The 18,750-nt window shown below is 30.5% G+C and carries 18 protein-coding genes and 1 pseudogene; 6 read left to right on the top strand and 13 right to left on the bottom strand.

The annotated features are described in order from the left end of the window. Positions 1-3: 3 nt before the first annotated feature. Positions 4-1,821 (bottom strand): HAMP domain-containing sensor histidine kinase, encoded by a 1,818-nt coding sequence (locus DZ64_RS11565; RefSeq protein WP_024790200.1) that lies wholly within the window; start codon positions 1,819-1,821, stop codon positions 4-6. 106 nt (positions 1,822-1,927) lie between these two features. Here DZ64_RS11565 and rpsO point away from each other — a divergent pair, with 106 nt between their 5' ends. Further along, positions 1,928-2,203 (top strand): 30S ribosomal protein S15, encoded by a 276-nt coding sequence (gene rpsO / locus DZ64_RS0108420; RefSeq protein ID WP_024788094.1) that lies wholly within the window; start codon positions 1,928-1,930, stop codon positions 2,201-2,203. Between the two features lie 8 nt (positions 2,204-2,211). Here rpsO and DZ64_RS0108415 read toward each other — a convergent pair whose 3' ends face one another. After that, positions 2,212-2,631, bottom strand: coding sequence for a hypothetical protein (locus DZ64_RS0108415; protein WP_024790199.1), 420 nt, complete (start codon positions 2,629-2,631; stop codon positions 2,212-2,214). Continuing rightward, positions 2,628-3,848, bottom strand: a complete 1,221-nt coding sequence (gene hisD, locus DZ64_RS0108410; protein ID WP_035003503.1) for a histidinol dehydrogenase — start codon at positions 3,846-3,848, stop codon at positions 2,628-2,630. The genes DZ64_RS0108415 and hisD overlap by 4 nt, the downstream gene beginning before the upstream one ends. Before the next feature lie 202 nt (positions 3,849-4,050). On the opposite strand from hisD, the gene fetB reads away from it, so the two are divergent. Beyond that, complete coding sequence (fetB, locus tag DZ64_RS0108405; protein ID WP_024790197.1) at positions 4,051-4,776, top strand: iron export ABC transporter permease subunit FetB; 726 nt, start codon at positions 4,051-4,053, stop codon at positions 4,774-4,776. Further along, positions 4,760-5,206, top strand: a complete 447-nt coding sequence (locus tag DZ64_RS0108400) for a YaiI/YqxD family protein (RefSeq protein WP_024790196.1) — start codon at positions 4,760-4,762, stop codon at positions 5,204-5,206. Before fetB ends, DZ64_RS0108400 begins: the two co-directional genes overlap by 17 nt. Here the strand turns inward: DZ64_RS0108400 and gpmA are convergent. Further along, positions 5,198-5,887 (bottom strand): 2,3-diphosphoglycerate-dependent phosphoglycerate mutase, encoded by a 690-nt coding sequence (gpmA, locus tag DZ64_RS0108395; protein WP_024790195.1) that lies wholly within the window; start codon positions 5,885-5,887, stop codon positions 5,198-5,200. The two genes, DZ64_RS0108400 and gpmA, sit on opposite strands and share 9 nt — an antisense overlap. Positions 5,888-5,902: 15 nt before the next feature. Beyond that, the gene (locus DZ64_RS0108390; RefSeq protein WP_024790194.1) at positions 5,903-6,385 is read right to left on the bottom strand and encodes a hypothetical protein; all 483 of its coding nucleotides are present in this window, start codon (positions 6,383-6,385) and stop codon (positions 5,903-5,905) included. A gap of 37 nt (positions 6,386-6,422) precedes the next feature. On the opposite strand from DZ64_RS0108390, the gene surE reads away from it, so the two are divergent. From surE to DZ64_RS11015, 3 genes and pseudogenes are all read left to right on the top strand, one after another. After that, positions 6,423-7,190, top strand: coding sequence for a 5'/3'-nucleotidase SurE (surE, locus tag DZ64_RS0108385; protein WP_024790193.1), 768 nt, complete (start codon positions 6,423-6,425; stop codon positions 7,188-7,190). A 20-nt stretch (positions 7,191-7,210) separates the two neighbouring features. Further along, a complete protein-coding gene (locus DZ64_RS0108380) occupies positions 7,211-8,458 on the top strand; it encodes a YcaO-like family protein (RefSeq protein WP_024790192.1) in 1,248 nt (415 codons plus the stop codon). Further along, positions 8,448-9,073: pseudogene (locus tag DZ64_RS11015) on the top strand (tRNA threonylcarbamoyladenosine dehydratase). The gene DZ64_RS0108380 and the pseudogene DZ64_RS11015 overlap by 11 nt, the downstream one beginning before the upstream one ends. Here DZ64_RS11015 and DZ64_RS0108370 read toward each other — a convergent pair. From DZ64_RS0108370 to rsmH, 8 genes are all read right to left on the bottom strand, one after another. Next, positions 9,070-10,158 carry a TRAP transporter substrate-binding protein gene (locus tag DZ64_RS0108370; protein ID WP_024790191.1) on the bottom strand — a complete coding sequence of 363 codons (1,089 nt, stop codon included), beginning with the start codon at positions 10,156-10,158 and terminating at the stop codon, positions 9,070-9,072. The pseudogene DZ64_RS11015 and the gene DZ64_RS0108370 sit on opposite strands and share 4 nt — an antisense overlap. A 62-nt stretch (positions 10,159-10,220) precedes the next feature. Then, positions 10,221-11,339 (bottom strand): calcium:proton antiporter, encoded by a 1,119-nt coding sequence (locus tag DZ64_RS0108365; protein ID WP_024790190.1) that lies wholly within the window; start codon positions 11,337-11,339, stop codon positions 10,221-10,223. A 1-nt stretch (position 11,340) separates the two neighbouring features. Beyond that, the gene (bioV, locus tag DZ64_RS0108360; RefSeq protein ID WP_024790189.1) at positions 11,341-11,868 is read right to left on the bottom strand and encodes a pimelyl-ACP methyl ester esterase BioV; all 528 of its coding nucleotides are present in this window, start codon (positions 11,866-11,868) and stop codon (positions 11,341-11,343) included. Beyond that, on the bottom strand, positions 11,855-13,243 hold the full coding sequence (locus DZ64_RS13910; RefSeq protein ID WP_024790188.1) for an AAA family ATPase: 1,389 nt from the start codon (positions 13,241-13,243) through the stop codon (positions 11,855-11,857). The genes bioV and DZ64_RS13910 overlap by 14 nt, the downstream gene beginning before the upstream one ends. Then, positions 13,230-14,450, bottom strand: coding sequence for a tRNA (N(6)-L-threonylcarbamoyladenosine(37)-C(2))-methylthiotransferase MtaB (gene mtaB, locus DZ64_RS0108350; protein ID WP_024790187.1), 1,221 nt, complete (start codon positions 14,448-14,450; stop codon positions 13,230-13,232). The genes DZ64_RS13910 and mtaB overlap by 14 nt, the downstream gene beginning before the upstream one ends. 1 nt (position 14,451) lies before the next feature. Beyond that, positions 14,452-17,520: an efflux RND transporter permease subunit gene (locus tag DZ64_RS0108345; RefSeq protein WP_024790186.1), complete on the bottom strand. Its 3,069-nt coding sequence runs from the start codon at positions 17,518-17,520 to the stop codon at positions 14,452-14,454. A gap of 48 nt (positions 17,521-17,568) precedes the next feature. Further along, positions 17,569-17,844: a hypothetical protein gene (locus DZ64_RS0108340; protein WP_024790185.1), complete on the bottom strand. Its 276-nt coding sequence runs from the start codon at positions 17,842-17,844 to the stop codon at positions 17,569-17,571. Further along, a complete protein-coding gene (gene rsmH, locus DZ64_RS0108335; RefSeq protein WP_024788077.1) occupies positions 17,844-18,749 on the bottom strand; it encodes a 16S rRNA (cytosine(1402)-N(4))-methyltransferase RsmH in 906 nt (301 codons plus the stop codon). Before rsmH ends, DZ64_RS0108340 begins: the two co-directional genes overlap by 1 nt. Position 18,750: the final 1 nt, after the last annotated feature.

Below are 18,750 nucleotides of genomic sequence, written 5' to 3'. Positions count from 1 at the left end.
ATATTAAAATGAAATAATATTAATTACTCCTATTTTTGTATTTTTTATCAACAGATTGGCATTAAAATATTTTTCAAGTATGATTTTACTGATATAAAGCCCGAGTCCGCTTCCTTTATCTTTTGTTGTAAAATAAGGTTCAAATATCTTATCTATCAATTTTTTCTCAATTCCGCCGGCATTATCCAAAATATATATTCTTTTTAATTTATTTTTTAAAATTATTTCAATTTTTTTATTTTCTTGATTTTTAAAGGCTTCTTTTGAATTGTTTATAATATTTAAAACCACTTGTCTAAACTGGTTTTTATTCCCTTTAATATAAAAATCATCCCCTTTGAATTCAATTATAATTTTTTTGGCATTCAACTGTGCATCCAAAATATCCAAAGTCTCTTTTATGGAAGTTTTTACAGAAAAATTCAGTTCTTTTTTATCATTTTTAAAAAATTTTATAAAATTATCTATGGTATTGGACATAAAATTTATAATTTTTAAATTTTTATCAATAATTTCGCTGTATTTATTTTTATCTCTAATTTCAGGTAAAACCTGCAAATTAATTGCAAGGGCGTTTAGAGGCTGCCTCCATTGATGCGCCACAGCCCCCATCATATCGGACATAGCTGAAAGTTTTGCATGATTAGCCAAAAGTTTGTCTTTTTTTTGAATATCTTCTACAGCTGAATTTATTCTTTTTTGTAATTCAAAATTCAATTTTTCTTTTTCTCTGTTTAATTCTTTTAAAAGAATATTTTTATAAATTAAAATAACAATAACCAAAACCAGATAAAGAAAAAATAAAAGCATTAAAATAATCTCATTTTTGTATTTTTTCCAGAGTGTTTGGGGTTTGTTTACGTAAACGGCATTTTTATAACCCAGATAATACGCATTTACCCCGAATTTTTTAAGATTTAAAACATTTAAATACATTTTATTCGCTTTTTCAAAAGTAAAACCAAGATTTTTCATCTGTTTTTTGTTTAAATATTTTTTTACTTTTATTGCGGCTATTTTGCCCTGATTATGGGAATCGTTAACTTTTCCCCCTACAACATTTGAATTTTTTATATTTACCAGGATATCTGTATGTACAACTATAGGCCTTTTATAAACTTTAGAAAGAAGCTGAACGGCTTTTTTATAAGATATATGTCTGTTTTCATAATTGAAACTAAAAGGATTGATTAACATCATAGCCGAATCATTTGAATAATTGTCTTTAAAAAAATACAATAAATGGGTCAACTCTTTTTCATTTATATAAACAAATTTTATATTTTTAAATGTTTTATATGCTTTTTTATACTGTTTCATTACTATTTTGGCGGAATTTGAATTATCCCCCACCACATACAAAGTTTTTAAATTTACAATTTTCGAAGCAAATTGTAAATTAGTTACCGGTTCTTTCTTTTCAAATACCCCCGCAAATCTGTTTTTATTTAAAATTTTTGCCAATTTCAGATTGTTTATCCCTGCAAAAAAAACTTTTGCATTTGAAAACAAGGCCGAATTTATATTTTTCCTTACAAAATTCAAAGCATTGTCATCGGTAATTATAATAATGTCAAAGGGTATTTTTCTATACTTATTGAATATATAATTATAAAAATTTTTTAATCTTTCAGGTGTGGGTCTGAAAAGTTTGGTGTCCATAAATTCTACATAAATATTTAAATTCTGATCATTTAATTCGTTAAGTATACCGTTTAATTCATTCTGAGTCCATTTCAGCTTTGCGGAATAAGAATTCAATATTAATATATTTGAACTAAATAATATTGAAGCAAATAATAACAGAATTATTTTCTTCATAAACACCTTTTTTTTAAAATTTTATCAAAATTTGATTTTTTATATAAAAAAAGATATACTTTCAATCTTAGTTGAAAAACTAAAATTTACCAATCAGGAGGCTAAAATGGCTTTGGATTCGGCGAAAAAAAGAGAAATTATCGCTAAATTCGGAAATACTGAAACTGATACTGGAAGCCCGGCGGTGCAAATTGCACTATTGAGCGAAAGAATCAATCAAATTAACGAACATTTACAAGCACACAAACACGACCATTCAAGCAGATTAGGACTACTTAAATTAGTTGGGCAAAGAAAAAGACTTATGAGATATTTGAAAAGAAAAGACCATAACAAATATCTTGAAGTAATTTCTGCACTTAATCTTAGAGATAGAGTTTAAACTCTATCTTATTTATTCAAACATTCTTTTTCTAAATTATTCAAACGTTCTTTAAATTCTTTATTCAGTTTTACGGTTTTTGAATGAAAAATATCAAATAAAATTTTGCCTCTGTTTTTATGTGTTAAAACAGATTTAAGAAATTTAACTGCTTTATCGGGAAACTGTTTTACTTTAAATTCAGAGTTAAAATATTCAATCGCAAATACCAAATCTTTAATATTTGATTTTTCATTTTTAGATATTTTTATTAAATCTTCGATAGTTAATTTTTTATTATTGTTTTGAATACTTTTATTTTTTGTTAATTTTGCAACTGTTAAAACAAAAATTGTTGTAAAGAAAAAAAAGAAAAAAAGAAAAATTATATAGGCGAAAGGAGAATTAGGTAAAAAATTCTCTATAAAATCAAATTTGTCAAAATTCACTTAAGCCTTTCAAGAACAGATTTCTGATGTGCAGTAAGTCCTTCACTCTTAGCCAAAATAGCACAATCTTCTCCCATTTTTTTGATAGCTTCTTTGGAAAAAGAGATAATTGAGCTTTTTTTCATAAAAATTTCAACATTTAAAGGAGAATAAAATTTCGCCGTTCCCCCAGTAGGCAAAGTATGATTAGGTCCTGCTATATAATCACCAATCGGTTCGGGAGTATTTTCTCCTAAGAAAATCGCACCCGCATTTTTAATTTTTGGAAGCAGTTCAAATGGATTAGCTGTAACAATTTCAAGATGTTCAGGCGCAATTTCATTCATAAGTGCAATTGCCTCATCAATATTGCGAGCAATAATAATAGCACCTCTTTCATCAATGGATTTTTTTGCAATTTCTTTTCTTTCAAGCTCATTTAAAAATTCGTAAACTTTTTTTTGTGTATTTTTTGCCAGCTCTTCCGAAACTGTTACCATTATTGAACTTGCCATTTCATCATGTTCGGCCTGTGAAAGTAAATCTATTGCCATGTAATTAGCTTTTGCGGTGTTATCTGCAATAATACCAATTTCACTCGGTCCTGCTATCATGTCTATATTTACTTCCCCGAAAACCAGTTTTTTGGCGGTTGCGACAAAAATATTCCCAGGACCCGTAATTACATCCACTTTCGGAATACTCTCCGTCCCGTAAGCCATAGATGCAATAGCGGAAGCACCACCCACTTTAAAAGCTCTCGGCATACCGCATATATAAAGGGCCGCCAACAGTAATTCATTGGGTTTATTTTCAATTACGGGCGTGGTGACAACGATTTCTTTTACTCCGGCTACAATTGCGGGAATTACATTCATAAGCAAAGAGCTTGGATAAAAAGCTTTTCCTCCTGGAACATATACACCGGCTCTTTCGACAGGGGTTACTTTTTGCCCTAAAATAGTCCCGTTTTCTTCAAACGTGAGCCATGTTTTGGGAAGCTGCTTTTCGTGATAAGACTTTATTCTATCATACGCAAGATGTAAAGCGCATTTTAATTTTTCATCCAAATTATCATAAGCTTTTTTCATTTCTTCTTTTGTTATTTCCAAATCACTGTCTTTATCAGGAGTCCATCTGTCAAATTTTGAAATATGTTCAAATAAGGCTCTGTTTTTTTCAATTTTAACTTCGTTAATAATGTTTTTTACTATTCCTTCAACATTTTCTATGTCCATTTTCCCCCGGTTTAAAATTTCTTCAAATTTAAGCCTGAAATTTGCGGCATTTTTTTTAAAATTTGCATAAGCTGCCTTTTTTTTATATAATTGTATCAAAACAAAAAATAGAGATACAATTTATTTATAAATTAACATAATATTTTTTCTATATAATATAAATTTATAATTATGTGATACAATTTTATTAAAAAGGAAACAGTTGAAATTCAATATAGTGGCTTTAAGTTTTATTTTAGTGCTTATACCTTTGTTTATTTCATACAAAAACAAAATCGGTATTGAAAAAGAACTTTTTATCAATTCTCTAAGAGCCCTGCTGCAACTGAGTGTTTTGGGATTCATTTTGGGGTTTTTATTTAAAATTAAAAATCCTCTTTGGTATATACCTATTGTGTTGTTTATGCTCATTTACGCTTCTTTCATAGCAAAAAAGAGAACTAAATTTTTATTCTTATGGGCTTTTTATTCCATTAGTATGTCTGCTGTAATAATTCTAAGTATAATGATAATTTTAAAAATAATTTCTCTTAAACCATATGAATTTATACCTGTTGCAGGAATGATTATAGGCAATTCTCTGAATACCTACACGTTAACCATAGAAAGATTAAAAAGAGAACTGTTTTTGCAAAAAGAATTAATTGAGAGATTTTTTGCCATCGGTGCAAATTTAAAATCAGCTTACAAAATAATGCAAAAAGAAGCTATAAAAGCGGCTTTGATACCTGTTAACAATATGCTTCAAACCATAGGTGTTGTTGCAATTCCCGGTATTACCACAGGAATGCTTTTAGCCGGTGCATCCCCTCTAAAAGCGGTAAGCTACCAGATAGTGATTATTTATATGCTTGTAAGTATAAATACATTTTCCGCTCTTTTTGGCAGCTATTTTTTTATAAGAGAAAAAAATGAAAATTTTAATTGATGCGGATGCCCTGCCAAAGGCAATAAAACCAATAATTTACAGAGCGGTAAATAAAAACAAAATAAAAACAATTGTGGTATCCAATAAAAAAATTTCTTTTGAAAAAAGCTCGTTTATCGAATATATTATTGTAAACGAAGGAATAGACAAAGCGGATGATGAAATAGTAAACCTGTGCGAAAAAAACGATTTAGTAATAACTGCCGATATACCCCTGGCTGACAGAATTGTTAAAAAAGGTGCTCTCGCTTTAGGGCACAGAGGGGAAATATATGATGAAAATTCTATTCAAAATTTCTTAAGCATAAGAAATTTAATGGCTGAGATTAGACAGAGCGGAGAAATTACAAAAGGCCCAAAGCCTTTTTGTAAAAAAGATATTCAAAATTTTGCCAACAGTTTTAGTAAACTTCTTTATAAATTAATCTAAATTATAAACTTTTTTAATATGAAGCTCCTCATCAAATTCATAAACTCTCGGTACTCCTGTAGCTATTTCAAATTTTGGAATATCCTTATCGCTTATGTTGTCAAATTCTTTAACCATCCCTCTTATTGTATTTCCGTGAGCTGTAATCAACACATCTTTACCTTCAACTAAAAGCGGTGCAACTCTTTCATGAAAAGCCGCCATTGAGCGTATCTGATTATCTTTTAAACATTCTGTACTTGGAATTAATTCAACAGGAAAATTTTTATATTTCGGATCAAATCTCGGATGTCTCGGGTCATCTTCACTTAAAGGCGGAGGAGGAACATCATAGCTTCTTCTGTAAAGCAAAAATTTTTCTTCTCCAAGCTCTTTTTTAACCTCGTCTTTATTAAGTCCTGTAAGGGCACCGTAAAATCTTTCGTTAAATCTCCAGTCTTTCAAGTGGTCAATCCACAATAAATCGAGTTCTTCTAAAATAATAATTCCTGTTTTAATTGCTCTTTTTAAAAAAGATGAGAAACATATATCAAAAGTAAATCCTGCGTCTTTTAATATCTGCCCCGCTTTTTTGGCTTCCTGAATACCTTCCGGAGCCAAATCCACATCCACCCAGCCGGTAAAACGGTTTTGTTTATTCCATTCGCTTTTTCCGTGTCTAACAAGAACTAATTTTGCCATATTCATCCTTTCAGTTTAATTTTGAAATTTTATCAAAAATTTATTGCTTCTTTTAGACCACTCAACCAGCTTAATTATACTAAATTTTAAATCAAAATTTTTTGAAATACCGGGAAAATAAACTTTTTTATCAAAAGCAATAAAATAATTTTCATCAAAATCCGATTTTATTTTTCTCTGAATTATCAAATAAGGCAAATCATTATCAATTATTCTTGGAATCTTTTTTTCTATACAAACCCCAATTTGCTCTCTTAAAAATCCGTTCAATGAATTTAGATAATTCAGCACTATATCAACCCACCCTAATTTTTCACCAATATTATTAAAAATATCAATATCATTAAAACTATTTAACATAATATTTTTACTCCAAACTCCTATGTCATAATCTTGAAGTTTTTTTTTGAATTTTTTAAAATCTTTTTCAATTTCACCAAAAGGCATCTCAAAATTTGATAAAATCCTGATATTAATATCATTTCTTATATATTTCATAACCGGCCTTTTTATAAAATTATACCAAAGGACACAGATGCCAAAAATACTTATTACAAATGACGATTCTTTTGAAGCAAAGGGGCTTGAAGTTTTATATGAAGCCATGAGCGAAATAGGAAAACCTCTTGTTGTAGCACCTGCTTCCCCAAAAAGCGCCTGCTCAAAATCTCTTACAATTACAAAACCTTTAATGTTTAAAAAAGTTAAAGAAAATTTTTATAAACTTGATGACGGAACACCGGACGACTGTGTTTATCTGGCAATTAACGAATTTTTTAAAGACAAAAAACCAGATTTAATTGTTTCCGGAATAAATCACGGAGCAAATATGGGCGAAGATGTAAATTATTCAGGAACTGTTGGAGGAGCAACCGAAGGGGCAATTCACGGAATAAAATCCATTGCCATATCTCAGGTTTTAAAGAGTTTCGATAATCCCCCCAGTGAAATTGACTGGAAAAAAGCAAAAAAAATAGCAAAAGATATAGCCTTAATGGTTTTAGAAAATAAAATCCAGCTTCCCCACAGAAAACTGTTAAATATAAACATACCGAATACAAAAGAAATAAAAGGATACCGGTTTACAAAACTTGCATACAGAATTTACGGAAACGATGCGCACAAATATCTTAATCCCAGAGGCGAAGAATATTACTGGCTCGGTCTTCATCCCTTAAAATTTAAAGAAGAAAAAGGAAGCGATTTTTGGGCTGTAAAAAACGGCTATGTTTCAATAACTCCCATTACATTGGATGTTACCGATTATCAATTATTAGAAAAATTAAAAAACAGTGAAAAATAGTGAGTAGTGAGTGGTGAGTGGTGAGTGGTTACAACAATTTTTTTGAAGAGTTAAATTTAGAATATTATTATGAATTTAAAGAAATAAACAATGTTTTTACATGCGAATTAAAACTTAAAAACATACCTTTTACTTCTTTTGGCAAAGGAGAAACATCAGAGAACGCCCTGCTTAGTGCACAGGGTGAAATGGCTGAGCGGCTAATAACCAGAAATTTTTTTGAAGAATATTATATTAACGGTTTATATCCTGATATGAAAGAAGGAAATTTTTTAAATAACGAACTCAATAAATTTTATAAAATAGACACCCTTCAAAAAGAGGAATTAATTGATTTTAACTCTGATTCATTTGAAATACTTTCAATACCTTTTATAAAACGCTCTACCAAAGAAAAAATATATTTTCCAGTTAACCTGCTTCAAAATTTATATGCAAGCAACGGAATGGCGGCACATTTTGATATTATTAAGGCTTATAAAAACGCCAAGGCGGAAATAATAGAAAGATTTGTAAAATTCGAAGTTATAAAATATGCCCTGCCCCTGCCAAAAATAGACCATCCTTTTAATTCAAAAAACATTCAGATATACGATGCCTCTCTTGAGGGAAAATATCCCGTAATGGCCGCAAGCTATATTAAAGACGATAATATTATTTTAGCTTTTGGATGTGATTTAGACCAAGAAATAGCTATACAAAAAGCTTATAATGAACTTCTTCAGACAGGACTAAACAGATTTGGAAAACTTATTGATTCAATTGAAGAGGTTAGAGATAGATTTAATTTAATTAACCATTTTATAGATTTAAGCGGCAATGTACATAAAAATTTTTTAAAAAAGCCGCTTTTTAAAAAGGAAAAATGGAATTTTAAACATTATGACGTATTTCAAAAAGAAGAATATTTCAAAGTCTATAAATGCTGCGGTGTTTTTGCAATTCATTTAATAATTCCTTCTATCAGCGAAATATATCCAGTTGTTGATTTAATATACAATAATATAAATTATCCAAAATTTTTTAGAGATAAAATATTAAATTATCAAAATTATAAAAAAAAAGAGATTGAGGAATTAACCCGGGAAATATCTGATTTATACCCTTTTACCCAGATAGATTCATTAATCGGAGTGATTGCAAAAGAACCTTTATTTATTGAGAAATTTAAAAAAATTATAAATAACTGCGGTAAAATAGAATTTTCAAAAAAATATATAAATATTTTAAATTTAACGCGAAAATTAAAGGAGTTAAATGAAATTTGACAGATGCAAAAAACTTTTTTCAAAATTTCACAAACTTCAAAATTTAAATATATTAATTTGCGGAGCCGGGGGTGTGGGAGGGTATGCGCTTGAGTGCCTCTACCGCTCCGGTGTAAAAAATATAACCGTTGTTGATTATGACATATTTGATATTACAAATCAAAACAGACAAATCGGAAGCGAGTTTGTAGGAAGAAAAAAAGTTGAAGTTTTAAAAAGATTATATCCCGGAATTAGAACAATTGATTTAAAACTGACCCCGGAAAATATCAAAGAACTGGATTTAAATGAATATGACACGGTTATTGATGCAATTGATGATTTAAAAGCAAAAATTTCCCTTATAAAAAAAGCATACCCCAAAATTATCTCTTCAATGGGAGCGGCAAAAAGAATAGACCCTACAAAAATAAGAATAGAAAATATATGGAAAACAAACACTGACCCATTTGCTAAAAAAGTAAGAGATTTTTTAAAAAAAGAAAATTTAAAGGAGATTTTAAAGTTGTTTACTCAACTGAAAAGCCGATAAACTGTGAGATGGGAAGTTTTGTAGGTATTACAGGGGCATTTGGATTTGCCCTCTGCAGCGAAGTAGTTAAAGATTTTGTTTAATCTACTATTGTTCCTTTGTCTCTCATATCAAGATACCATTTTGGAAGTGTATCTGTCCATTTTCTAATTTTAGGGAAGAATGATTTAACGTTTTCATAAACTTTTGCAAAATCTTTGGATTTATTGGAATATTCGTTAAGAATTTCAATAATAGCTTTTTTTGCTGCTTCATTAACATCATCAGGGAAATTACCTAGTTTAACATCATATTTTCCGCTGAGAATATCCTGAAGCTTAAGAGCATTTTGATATTGAAACTCGGAAAAAATTCTTGCATGCATTTCTCTTGTTGCAGCCTCAATAATTGCCTGATGTTCTTTTGGAAGTTTATCATATTTTTTCTTATTAAATGTCATTTCAAGAATACTTCCTGGCTCATGCCATCCTGAATAGTAATATTTTGCAACTTTTTGGAATCCCATAATTGTATCAAGGCTTGGCCCCACCCATTCTGTCGCATCAATAACACCTCTTTCAAGTGCGGTATAAATTTCACCTCCAGGAATATTTACAGGTTTGACTCCAAGTCTTGCCATTACTTCTCCGCCAAGACCAGGAATTCTCATTTTAAGGCCTTTCATATCGGCTAAGCTTTTAATTGGTTTTCTAAACCATCCACCCATTTGATTTCCAGTATTTCCGCCTTTGAAAGGCATTAAATTATATTTTGCATATAATTCTCTCCATAAATCCATTCCTCCTGCAAAATCAAACCAAGGTTCAAGTTCATCGGCAACCATTCCAAAAGGAAAAGAACTAAACAAAGCAAACGCCATATTTTTACCCTTCCAGTAATAAGGGCCTGAATGAAAGCCGTCAATCAAACCTTTGGAACAGGCATCAAATACACCAAGAGCTGGAACTAATTCATTTGCTCCATATATATGAATTTTTAAACTTCCACCGCTTAACTCATCCACTCTTTTTGCAAACCATAAAGCACCCTCACCCATAATAGGAAGTGTTTTTGGCCATGAAAGACAAACTTTAAGTCTTGTTACACTTTTTGCATACAAATTGGTTGTAAATGCAGCACTTGCAGCTACACCTACACCGGTAGCTTTTAAAAATTTTCTTCTGTTCATATATTCTCCTTTTTAGTTTTTACAATTAATTTTAGCACAAAAAAGAAAAGAAGTTTAAAAAATTAATAAAAAATAGCCATAATTGCGTAACTTAGAAACAGCATAAGGTGAGATAGCCCTTCTAAATAATTTGTTTCACCGTTTTCGGTTGTTTTCCATACAAGTAAAATCGTAATCATTAACGCTCCAACCTGCAAAGGGGTAAAATCCAAAGTAAATTTTATCCCGAAAATCAAAGATAAAAAAATAAGTATTGGAACGGTTAAAAGTATAGAAACGGTGCTTGCTCCCATCGCAATATTTACAACCCTTTGCATTTCATCGTTTTTTGCCGCCCTAATTGCGGTGAAAAGTTCGGGAGCCGCTGTTACAAAAGCAATTAAAATACCCACAAATCCTGCCGTTAAGCCCATATTTTTAAATACCCTCACGCCTTCGTTTGCAAAAATTTCAGACAAAAATCCAATTAAAACCAATAAAAAAAGTAAAAAAACAATATTAAACAAAGAACTTTTTTTATCAAAAAAATAATTTTCGTCATCTTCTTCTTTTTGATACCTTTTAACCCTGCTTCGTTTTTTAAATTTAAAAAAATGCACGTGTGTATCTGTTTGGAATTTAAATATAAACAGATAATAAACAAACAAAAGTACGGCAATTATTATACTTGCGTTATGTAGCGCCTCTTTGGTTGAATGAAGAGAAATTGCGCTCGGCACAAGAAGCATCGCCACCGCTACAAAAAGAACAGTTGTATAACTGGCTGATGTATCTTCATTATGGACCTGTTCTTTAAAATTAAGCCCCCCTACAAAAACTGCAAGTCCCAGAAGTGCATTCAAATCCACAATTACCGTGGCGGCAATACCGTTTTTTACCGTTTCCATAACATCCGGATGAACTTTTGCTTCCAACACAACCATAAAAAGAATTAAAATTTCTACCAGCACGGCTGAAAACGTCAAAACCAGACTTCCGTAAGGTTCTCCAAACCTTTCAGCCAAAATTTCGGCTATTTCGGAGATTGTAACGGCAAGCGAACCGATACCTATTGCGGCAAAAACAGCTGCTAAAACACTTAAATGCTCAAAATGAAAAATAATGGCAAAAAAGAAAGAAATAAAACCTGTGACTATATCCCAATACTCTTTAACAACATGCGACTTGGGCTCAGTATCCAATTTAACTCCTTAAAAAATGATTTGATTTTTTTATTAAATAAACTTCACTGTAATTTTTAAAAAATTTATAAGCTTTTTTTAAAGAAATAATTTTATCATATTCTCCTAAAAACACTTCTATTTTTATATTTTTAACTTTTCTTATTTTTTCCCAATCAAAAGTAAAAAGTCCTAACAATTGTTTTTCCGTGCAACTATAATCAATTTCAATATCTTCTAAATCAATTTTCCACTTTCCATTTTCCATTATCCATTGATTAATGCCTGCTTTAGTTAAAAAATTTTTAATATAATCATTTTTACTTTTTTTAAATGCATTTATATTTAACTCTATAAATTTTTCACTCACATCAAAAAATGCTGGGGAGAGTAGCTGCAGTTTATTTATTCTTTCACTGTAATTAAGTGAATATTCAAGAGCCTTACAAGCACCTTTGCTGAATCCTGCAACAATAAACTCTTTTTCTTCTAAATAATCTTTAAAAAATTTTTTTTCATTTTTTAAACAAAAACCGTTAAAATATTTCATTTTTGTTTTTAATTACATCTTCTTTATGAATAATTTCATTTTTTAATAAAATATTATAAACTTTTTCTATTAATAATTCATTGGATTTATATAAATTCTTAACTTCATCTTCACAATATTTAAGCACTTTTGCAACTTCACTCTCATCTCCCACAATATCATCCCCCATTGCATAATCTTTTATCATTTTAACCGCCAACTCTTTTGCCTTTTTCAAATCCATATGTGCATTTGAAAATTTTTCATTATACCTCTCTTCCACAGCCACACGCCCGGCTAAATAAACCATTATTTTATTCATAATCTCCGTTTTTGAAATTATTTCCTTGTCTTCTTCTTTGAAATCATCTTTTACAAGCGAAATTCTCTCAAATTCAACACTTTTTTTACCTATTAAGACTTTATCTTTTACAGCATAAAAATCTTCTTCTTCTATATATTTTTTACCTTTTTTAAGTGCATAAATACTTGCTTCATTAACAAGACTTGCAAGTGCCGCCCCTGAAAATCCCACCGTCATTTTGGCTATATTTTCCAAATTTCCCTTAAAAGGTCTGCCTCTTAAATGAACTTTAAGTATTTCCATTCTGTCGTTAAGCCCCGGAAGCTCCACAAAAACCCTCCTGTCAAATCTTCCTGGTCTCATAAGAGCTTCATCAAGTAGTTCCACTTTATTAGTTGCACCTATTACTATAACTCCTTCGCTTCCTTCAAACCCGTCCATTTCGGTTAAAAGCTGATTCAATGTGGCTTCTCTTTCATCATTTCTAAGAGTACCCCTTGCTTTTCCAATAGCGTCAATTTCATCGATAAAAATAATACTTGGCGCATTTGCTTTTGCACGAGAAAATAAATCTCTTACTCTTTTTGCACCAACACCCACATACATTTGAACAAAACCGCTTCCGCTTTGATAAAAAAACGGAACACCCGCTTCCCCGGCAAGGGCCTTGGCTATCAATGTCTTACCCACACCCGGAGGGCCCACCAGTAAAACACCTTTTGGGAGATTTATTCCAAAAGATTTATATTTTTCAGGATTTTTTAAAAAATCTACAATCTCAACAAGCTCTTCTTTAACTTCGCTTATACCTGCAACATCTTTAAAAGTAACATTGGAAATAGTAGGTTTTATTACAAAATCTTTTTCTATTCCCGTATTCATTTCAACCTGAACCTGCTGGGGATTTTGCTGGGGAATAGATTTTTTTAAAAGCAAAATAAACAGAATAAAAAAAGCAAGCACAATAACCACAGCTACAATCTGGGTTAATAACTCTTCATAATTTCCTTTAAACATATAAGCTACCACAAGGGCAAATAAAACGCCAAAAAGAATAGAAACAATTATCTGATTTTTTTTAGATTTTTGCATAATTAACTTCCTTAACCTCATAATCTTTTACCCTCACCCATTCTCCTTTTAAAAATTTATCACTTTTTATTAGCATTTTATTATAATATTCATCAAATCCTTGATAAAAGCCGTTTTTTTCATCTTCTATGTGGACAAAAAGTTCATTTTTTCTTTTTCTGAAATTATAATTTGTTTTCTGAACAAAATCATGCAGAATTTTGGCTCTTTTTTTGGTTATATCACCTCTTATCTGCTGTTTCATTGCTGCACTTATTGTACCATCTCTTGGAGTAAATCTGAAAACATGGATATGGGTCAACGGATATTTTTTAAAATTATTAAACGCTTCTTCCCATATTTTTTCACTTTCACCCGGATGACCCACTATAATATCAGTTCCAAGTGCAAAACCGTAAGCGGCTAATTTTTCAAAAAGAGGCAGTGTATTGGAAACTCTGTTTCTTCTTTTCATAATTCTGAGCATTGTGTCACTTGTATGCTGCAGGGCTATATGAAAATGCTTTTCAAGTATCGAATCACTGGCTATCTCAATTAATTCCTCATCTATTTGAGTCGGTTCAAGAGAGCCAATCCTAATTCTTTTAATCCGTCCTATTTTTAAAATTTTTTTTATAAGTTTAGCTAAAGAAGAACCGGTATCTTTTCCGTAACTTCCCATATTTATTCCGGTTAAAACAATTTCGTTTATTCCTGTTTGTGATAAATACTTAATCTGTTCTATTACTGTTTTTTCATCCAAACTTCTTGAATGCCCCCTGACTTTGGGCAAAATACAGTAAGCACATTCAAAATCGCATCCCTCCTGAATCTTTACAAAAGCTTTTGTAGTTGAAATGTCAGTAATTATTTTTTTATTTACAAAATCAAAGTCCCCTAATTCAATACCTTCAAAATTTAAATATTTATCAATTTCTTCTTTATATTTATGCCCCAAAACAGCATTTATTTTTTTTTCTTTAAATAATTTTTCACCCTGGGTATAAGCTCCGCATCCTGTAAAAACAATTTTTTTATTTTGCCATTTGTTAATATAACTTCTTACGTCCCTGTCGGCAAAATTGGTAACTGTGCAGGAATTTATTATTATTAAATCGGCTTTTTCTTCATTATCAACGATTACATGACTTTTTTTCAAAATATTTTTCATAAGCTCCGAATCATATATATTGCTTCTGCATCCAAAAGTTTTAATAAAAATATTCAAATCACTCCTTTAATTTTCTTTTTCTTAAAACATAATAAAATACCGGCAGATAAAATAAATTCAATACGGTTCCCCACATAATACCAAAGCCCAGGGCAATTGCCAAAGGCTGAAGTATTTGGGCTTGTCCGTAAGGAAAAAACATAAGTGTAGCAAGACCAAAAAACGTTGTAAGACTTGTAAGCAGAATCGGTCTTAACCTGAAAGATGCCAATATTAAAATATCTTCAAGACTTTTTGCATTTTTAATAAAATCTATCATTACAATCCCGTCATTTACAACCACCCCTGAAAGTCCGACTATGCCTATCATTCCAAGCATTGTAAGATTCATATCCATTATCATGTTTCCGAACACCACCCCCAGAAATGAAAGAGGAATAACGGAAATAATCACAAACGGTAAAAACAGAGAATTAAACATCAAAACCAAAATTAAAAATATTAAAAGTAAAGCCACAACCAGTGATTCTTTAATATTTTGCATAAATTCCCTGCTTTTTTTTGCAGCCCCTCCTATTAATACTGTTAATCCCTGCTTATTAAATTTATTTAAAAGAGGATTTGTTTTTTTATAAAAATCTTTAACCGTTATTATTTTTTTATTAAGCGTTGCATATACCGTTTTGGCAGGAATACCGTCATATTTATGGATTTTTTTGAAATTTTTTATTATATTGAAATCGGCGATTTTATTCAATTGAATATATTTATCCGTATTTGGAATATTTACTCTGAAATTTTCAAGAAACGCTAAAGAATCTTTATTCATATCATAAAATTTTAGCCTCACAATTCCGTCTTTATTAAATGTTTTGTCATACTCGACTTTTGCAAAAAAAGGTCTGATCTGAGAAAAAATATTTCTTTCGTTAAATCCTAATTTTTCACCATATTCATTTAGATTTATTTTAATCTCGCTTGCACCCATCTGCGCATCGTCATAAATATTATATACCCCTTTTATTTTTTTCATTTCATTTTCCAGCAATTTAATGGCTTTTACTACTTTTTTATTATTCCCGCCGAGAGAAATTACAATATCGCTTTTTACAATTCCGGCCTGAGGGACTATTACATTTAATTCTTTCAGCCCTTTTATTTTTAACTTTGATAAATCTTTTTTTATTTTAAATGCCAGAGCCTTGGCACTTAGCTCTCTTGTTTCCCCAGTAACTTTTACAGGTTCAAAAAGAGGGGCAATATATTTATTGTAAAAATCATGAGGCACCCTGTCTTTTAAATCCACAAATATCTGAAAATAATTTTCCCCCCTATTTGCCTCACCTTTATTATTCATCTGCATTCCCACTGCGGTGGTAAAGCCTTCCACATTCTCACCCAAATATTTTTTTAAAACATTTTCAACGGGGGTGAGCGCTTTGGCACTCTGTTCGATTGTAAAATTATTATCAAATTTACCGTTTACATAAAGCTGAGACGTGTCAAAATCAGGAAACAGCTGAAATTTTGAATGTTTAAAGCCTTCAAAAGTTAAAAAAGGGATTACAAGTAAAAAAAACATTAATGTTATATATCTGAATTTGAAAAAACAGCTCAACATTTTCTTATAAACCGATGAAAATTTTTCCCATAAAATTTCTTTTTTATTTTTTGTAACTTTAAGTATTTCTTTTGCATGAAGAGGCAAAAAAACATAAGCTTCAAAAAGAGAAGAAAGTATTAAAACCGTAATCATTATAGGCAGAATTTTCATAAATTTACCTATTTCACCCTTTATCAAAAGCATAGGTAAAAACGCCAAAATAGTAGTGGTTGAAGAGGCCATAACGGGCCAAAAAACTTCACTCGCCCCGTCTATCGCGGCGCTTATTTTATCTTTTCCCTGTACCATATGCCTGTAAATATTTTCACCAACCACTATCGCTTCATCCACAATCATACCAAGTGCTATAAGCATACCGAGCATTGAAAGAAGATTAAGAGAATAATGAAAATAATAAAGTGCTATTAAAGCAATGGCAAAAGAAGTGGGTATCCCAAGTGTAACAATAAAAGAAATTCTTACATTTAAAAAAATCCACATTACAAAAAAAACTAAAATAAGCCCGAAAACAATATTGCTTACAACCGTATTAAACCTGTTTCTGACCCATTTGCTTGTATCTGTGGAAATTCCGAATATGACATCGGGATGGGATTTATGATAATTTTTAAGAATGTTTCTTATTTTTTCACTCAGAGCTATGGAATCGCCGTTTTCGCCTTTTCTTACATCGATTGTTATATTCGGTATTCCGTCATATTTACCTATCTGATCAGGCGTGTCATATTCCATTTTAATATCGGCAATATCTTTAAGTCTTATTTTTTTATTACCTACTTGGATATAAGTGTTTTTTAATTTTTCAATATTAACATTTGCCATAGTGATAAAAAAATGATTTCTGCCTTCTATATAACCGGCAGGAAAAATAGTCGAAAGGGAAGATATGACATTTGCCAATAATGATTTATTTATACCGAGTGTTTCTATTTTTTTTGAGTCAAAAGATATATAAATATTTTTATCGCTTTTTCCCCTTATATCAACCTTCGTTAAATCTTTCAGTTTCAAAAGCTTTTTTTTAATTTTATCGGCAACATCCAAAAGCTGGTCTTTGTTTAATTTATTACTTGCAACAGAAATAAACATCAAGGGGAAAGCTTTTTTTGCTATGCTGACAGAAGGCGTATCCATATCGCTTGGCAAATCTTTTTTGAGATTGGAAACAACACTTTGAAATTCGCTTAATAATTCATTTTTATTTACGCCTTCTTTTAAATCGGCCGTAATTACAAAATTTCCGTTAGTTATAACACTTTCAATGGAATCGACTTCTGAAAAAGATTTTATTTTATCTTCAATTTCATCCACGGCCATTTTATTAAGAGTTTCCGGAGATGCCCCTGGGTAACCTCCGGTAATTAATATTTTATCAAGTTCGGATGGCGGAAACAATTCTTTTGGAACATGTTTGTAAGAGAGAAAAGCCGTAATTATAATTATAAAAAACAGTGTATGGGTAAAAGCGGCATTTTTTATAAAAAATCCTATAAATTTTTTCATTAAACCTCTTTTTTATGGGTATTTTATCATAGATAAATAAAAAATGAATTAAAAAGAAAGTTTTTGAAGTCTGTTTTTAAATTTTATTTTTTCTATTTTGGATGAAAGTATGGACTGCTCTGCCTTTAGGGAATAATATTCGTTTAACAATTTATTTAAATGCAAAGAATATATGTAAATATGATTTGAAATATATATTTTAGGAAATAAGACAGCCAATGAAAAAAATATTACAAATACAACATTTTTAATAATTGATATGGATAACGACTCTTCTTCAATTACTTTTGAGACCTCTTCAATTAAAAGTTCTTTTTCATTCATTATTTCTCCTTAAATAAAAACCCCCTAAGTTTTGCACTTCTGCTTCTTGGATTTGTCTTTATTTCATCATTTGTAGCAGTTACAGGCTTTTTAGTAATAATTTTACCCAACGCATGATTGCCGCCGCATTCACATCTGATAGCTTCGGGAGGGCATATACAGTTTTTCGCCCACTCTTTAAATTTGTTTTTTACTATTCTGTCTTCGAGTGAATGAAAGGTTATTATACCTAAAATTGTGCCTGGTTTTGCAATATTCTTTGCATTTTCAAGCAGATTTTCAAGCTCACCCAGTTCATTGTTTACTTCAATGCGGACGGCCTGAAATATTCTTGCCAGACTTTTTTTATCTTTTATACCGATTTTACCTAAAATATCGGCAAATTCACGGTTTGAATTAATAACACGGTTGGAAATTATGGCTTTTGCAATTTTTTTATACCTTCTCTCTTCGGCAAATTCTTTTAAAATTCTTTCAATTTCCTCTCTTGAATAATAATTAATTACCTCATATGCACTTAAATCCTGATTTTTATTCATTCTCATATCCAAAATTTCACTTTCGAAATTAAATCCCCTCTCGGGATTGTCAAGCTGAAAAGAACTGACCCCTATATCCGCCAAAATACCTGCAATTTCCAAATCTTTCAAATCTTTTAAAGCAACACTGGCCCTTTTGTTGATAAATTGGATTCTGTCTTTAAAAGGAAAAAGTCTTTTCTTTGCAAAATTAAGTGCATCCGTGTCCTGATCTATTCCAATTAGTTTAATATTCGGAAAATTTTTAAGTATCGCAACGCTATGACCGCCAAAACCTAATGTGCAGTCAACAAAATAACCTTCTTTCATTGGAGAAAAAAGTTTTATTACTTCATTTAAAAGAACCGGTATATGAGGAATTTGCATA

This window comes from Lebetimonas sp. JH292 (assembly GCF_000523275.1).
GTDB lineage: Bacteria > Campylobacterota > Campylobacteria > Campylobacterales > Nautiliaceae > Lebetimonas.
Note: the sequence above shows the minus strand (reverse complement) of the source record. Positions and strands in the feature narration are given on the sequence as shown.

What these genes read in the sequence shown, in the direction of transcription:
- DZ64_RS11565 (WP_024790200.1), bottom strand. Translation starts at nt 1,821, where the DNA reads ATGAAGAAAATAATTCTGTTATTATTTGCTTCAATATTATTTAGTTCA.
- rpsO (WP_024788094.1), top strand. Translation starts at nt 1,928, where the DNA reads ATGGCTTTGGATTCGGCGAAAAAAAGAGAAATTATCGCTAAATTCGGA.
- hisD (WP_035003503.1), bottom strand. Translation starts at nt 3,848, where the DNA reads ATGGACATAGAAAATGTTGAAGGAATAGTAAAAAACATTATTAACGAA.
- DZ64_RS0108400 (WP_024790196.1), top strand. Translation starts at nt 4,760, where the DNA reads ATGAAAATTTTAATTGATGCGGATGCCCTGCCAAAGGCAATAAAACCA.
- gpmA (WP_024790195.1), bottom strand. Translation starts at nt 5,887, where the DNA reads ATGGCAAAATTAGTTCTTGTTAGACACGGAAAAAGCGAATGGAATAAA.
- DZ64_RS0108390 (WP_024790194.1), bottom strand. Translation starts at nt 6,385, where the DNA reads ATGAAATATATAAGAAATGATATTAATATCAGGATTTTATCAAATTTT.
- surE (WP_024790193.1), top strand. Translation starts at nt 6,423, where the DNA reads ATGCCAAAAATACTTATTACAAATGACGATTCTTTTGAAGCAAAGGGG.
- DZ64_RS0108370 (WP_024790191.1), bottom strand. Translation starts at nt 10,158, where the DNA reads ATGAACAGAAGAAAATTTTTAAAAGCTACCGGTGTAGGTGTAGCTGCA.
- bioV (WP_024790189.1), bottom strand. Translation starts at nt 11,868, where the DNA reads ATGAAATATTTTAACGGTTTTTGTTTAAAAAATGAAAAAAAATTTTTT.
- DZ64_RS13910 (WP_024790188.1), bottom strand. Translation starts at nt 13,243, where the DNA reads ATGCAAAAATCTAAAAAAAATCAGATAATTGTTTCTATTCTTTTTGGC.
- DZ64_RS0108345 (WP_024790186.1), bottom strand. Translation starts at nt 17,520, where the DNA reads ATGAAAAAATTTATAGGATTTTTTATAAAAAATGCCGCTTTTACCCAT.
- DZ64_RS0108340 (WP_024790185.1), bottom strand. Translation starts at nt 17,844, where the DNA reads ATGAATGAAAAAGAACTTTTAATTGAAGAGGTCTCAAAAGTAATTGAA.
- rsmH (WP_024788077.1), bottom strand. Translation starts at nt 18,749, where the DNA reads ATGCAAATTCCTCATATACCGGTTCTTTTAAATGAAGTAATAAAACTT.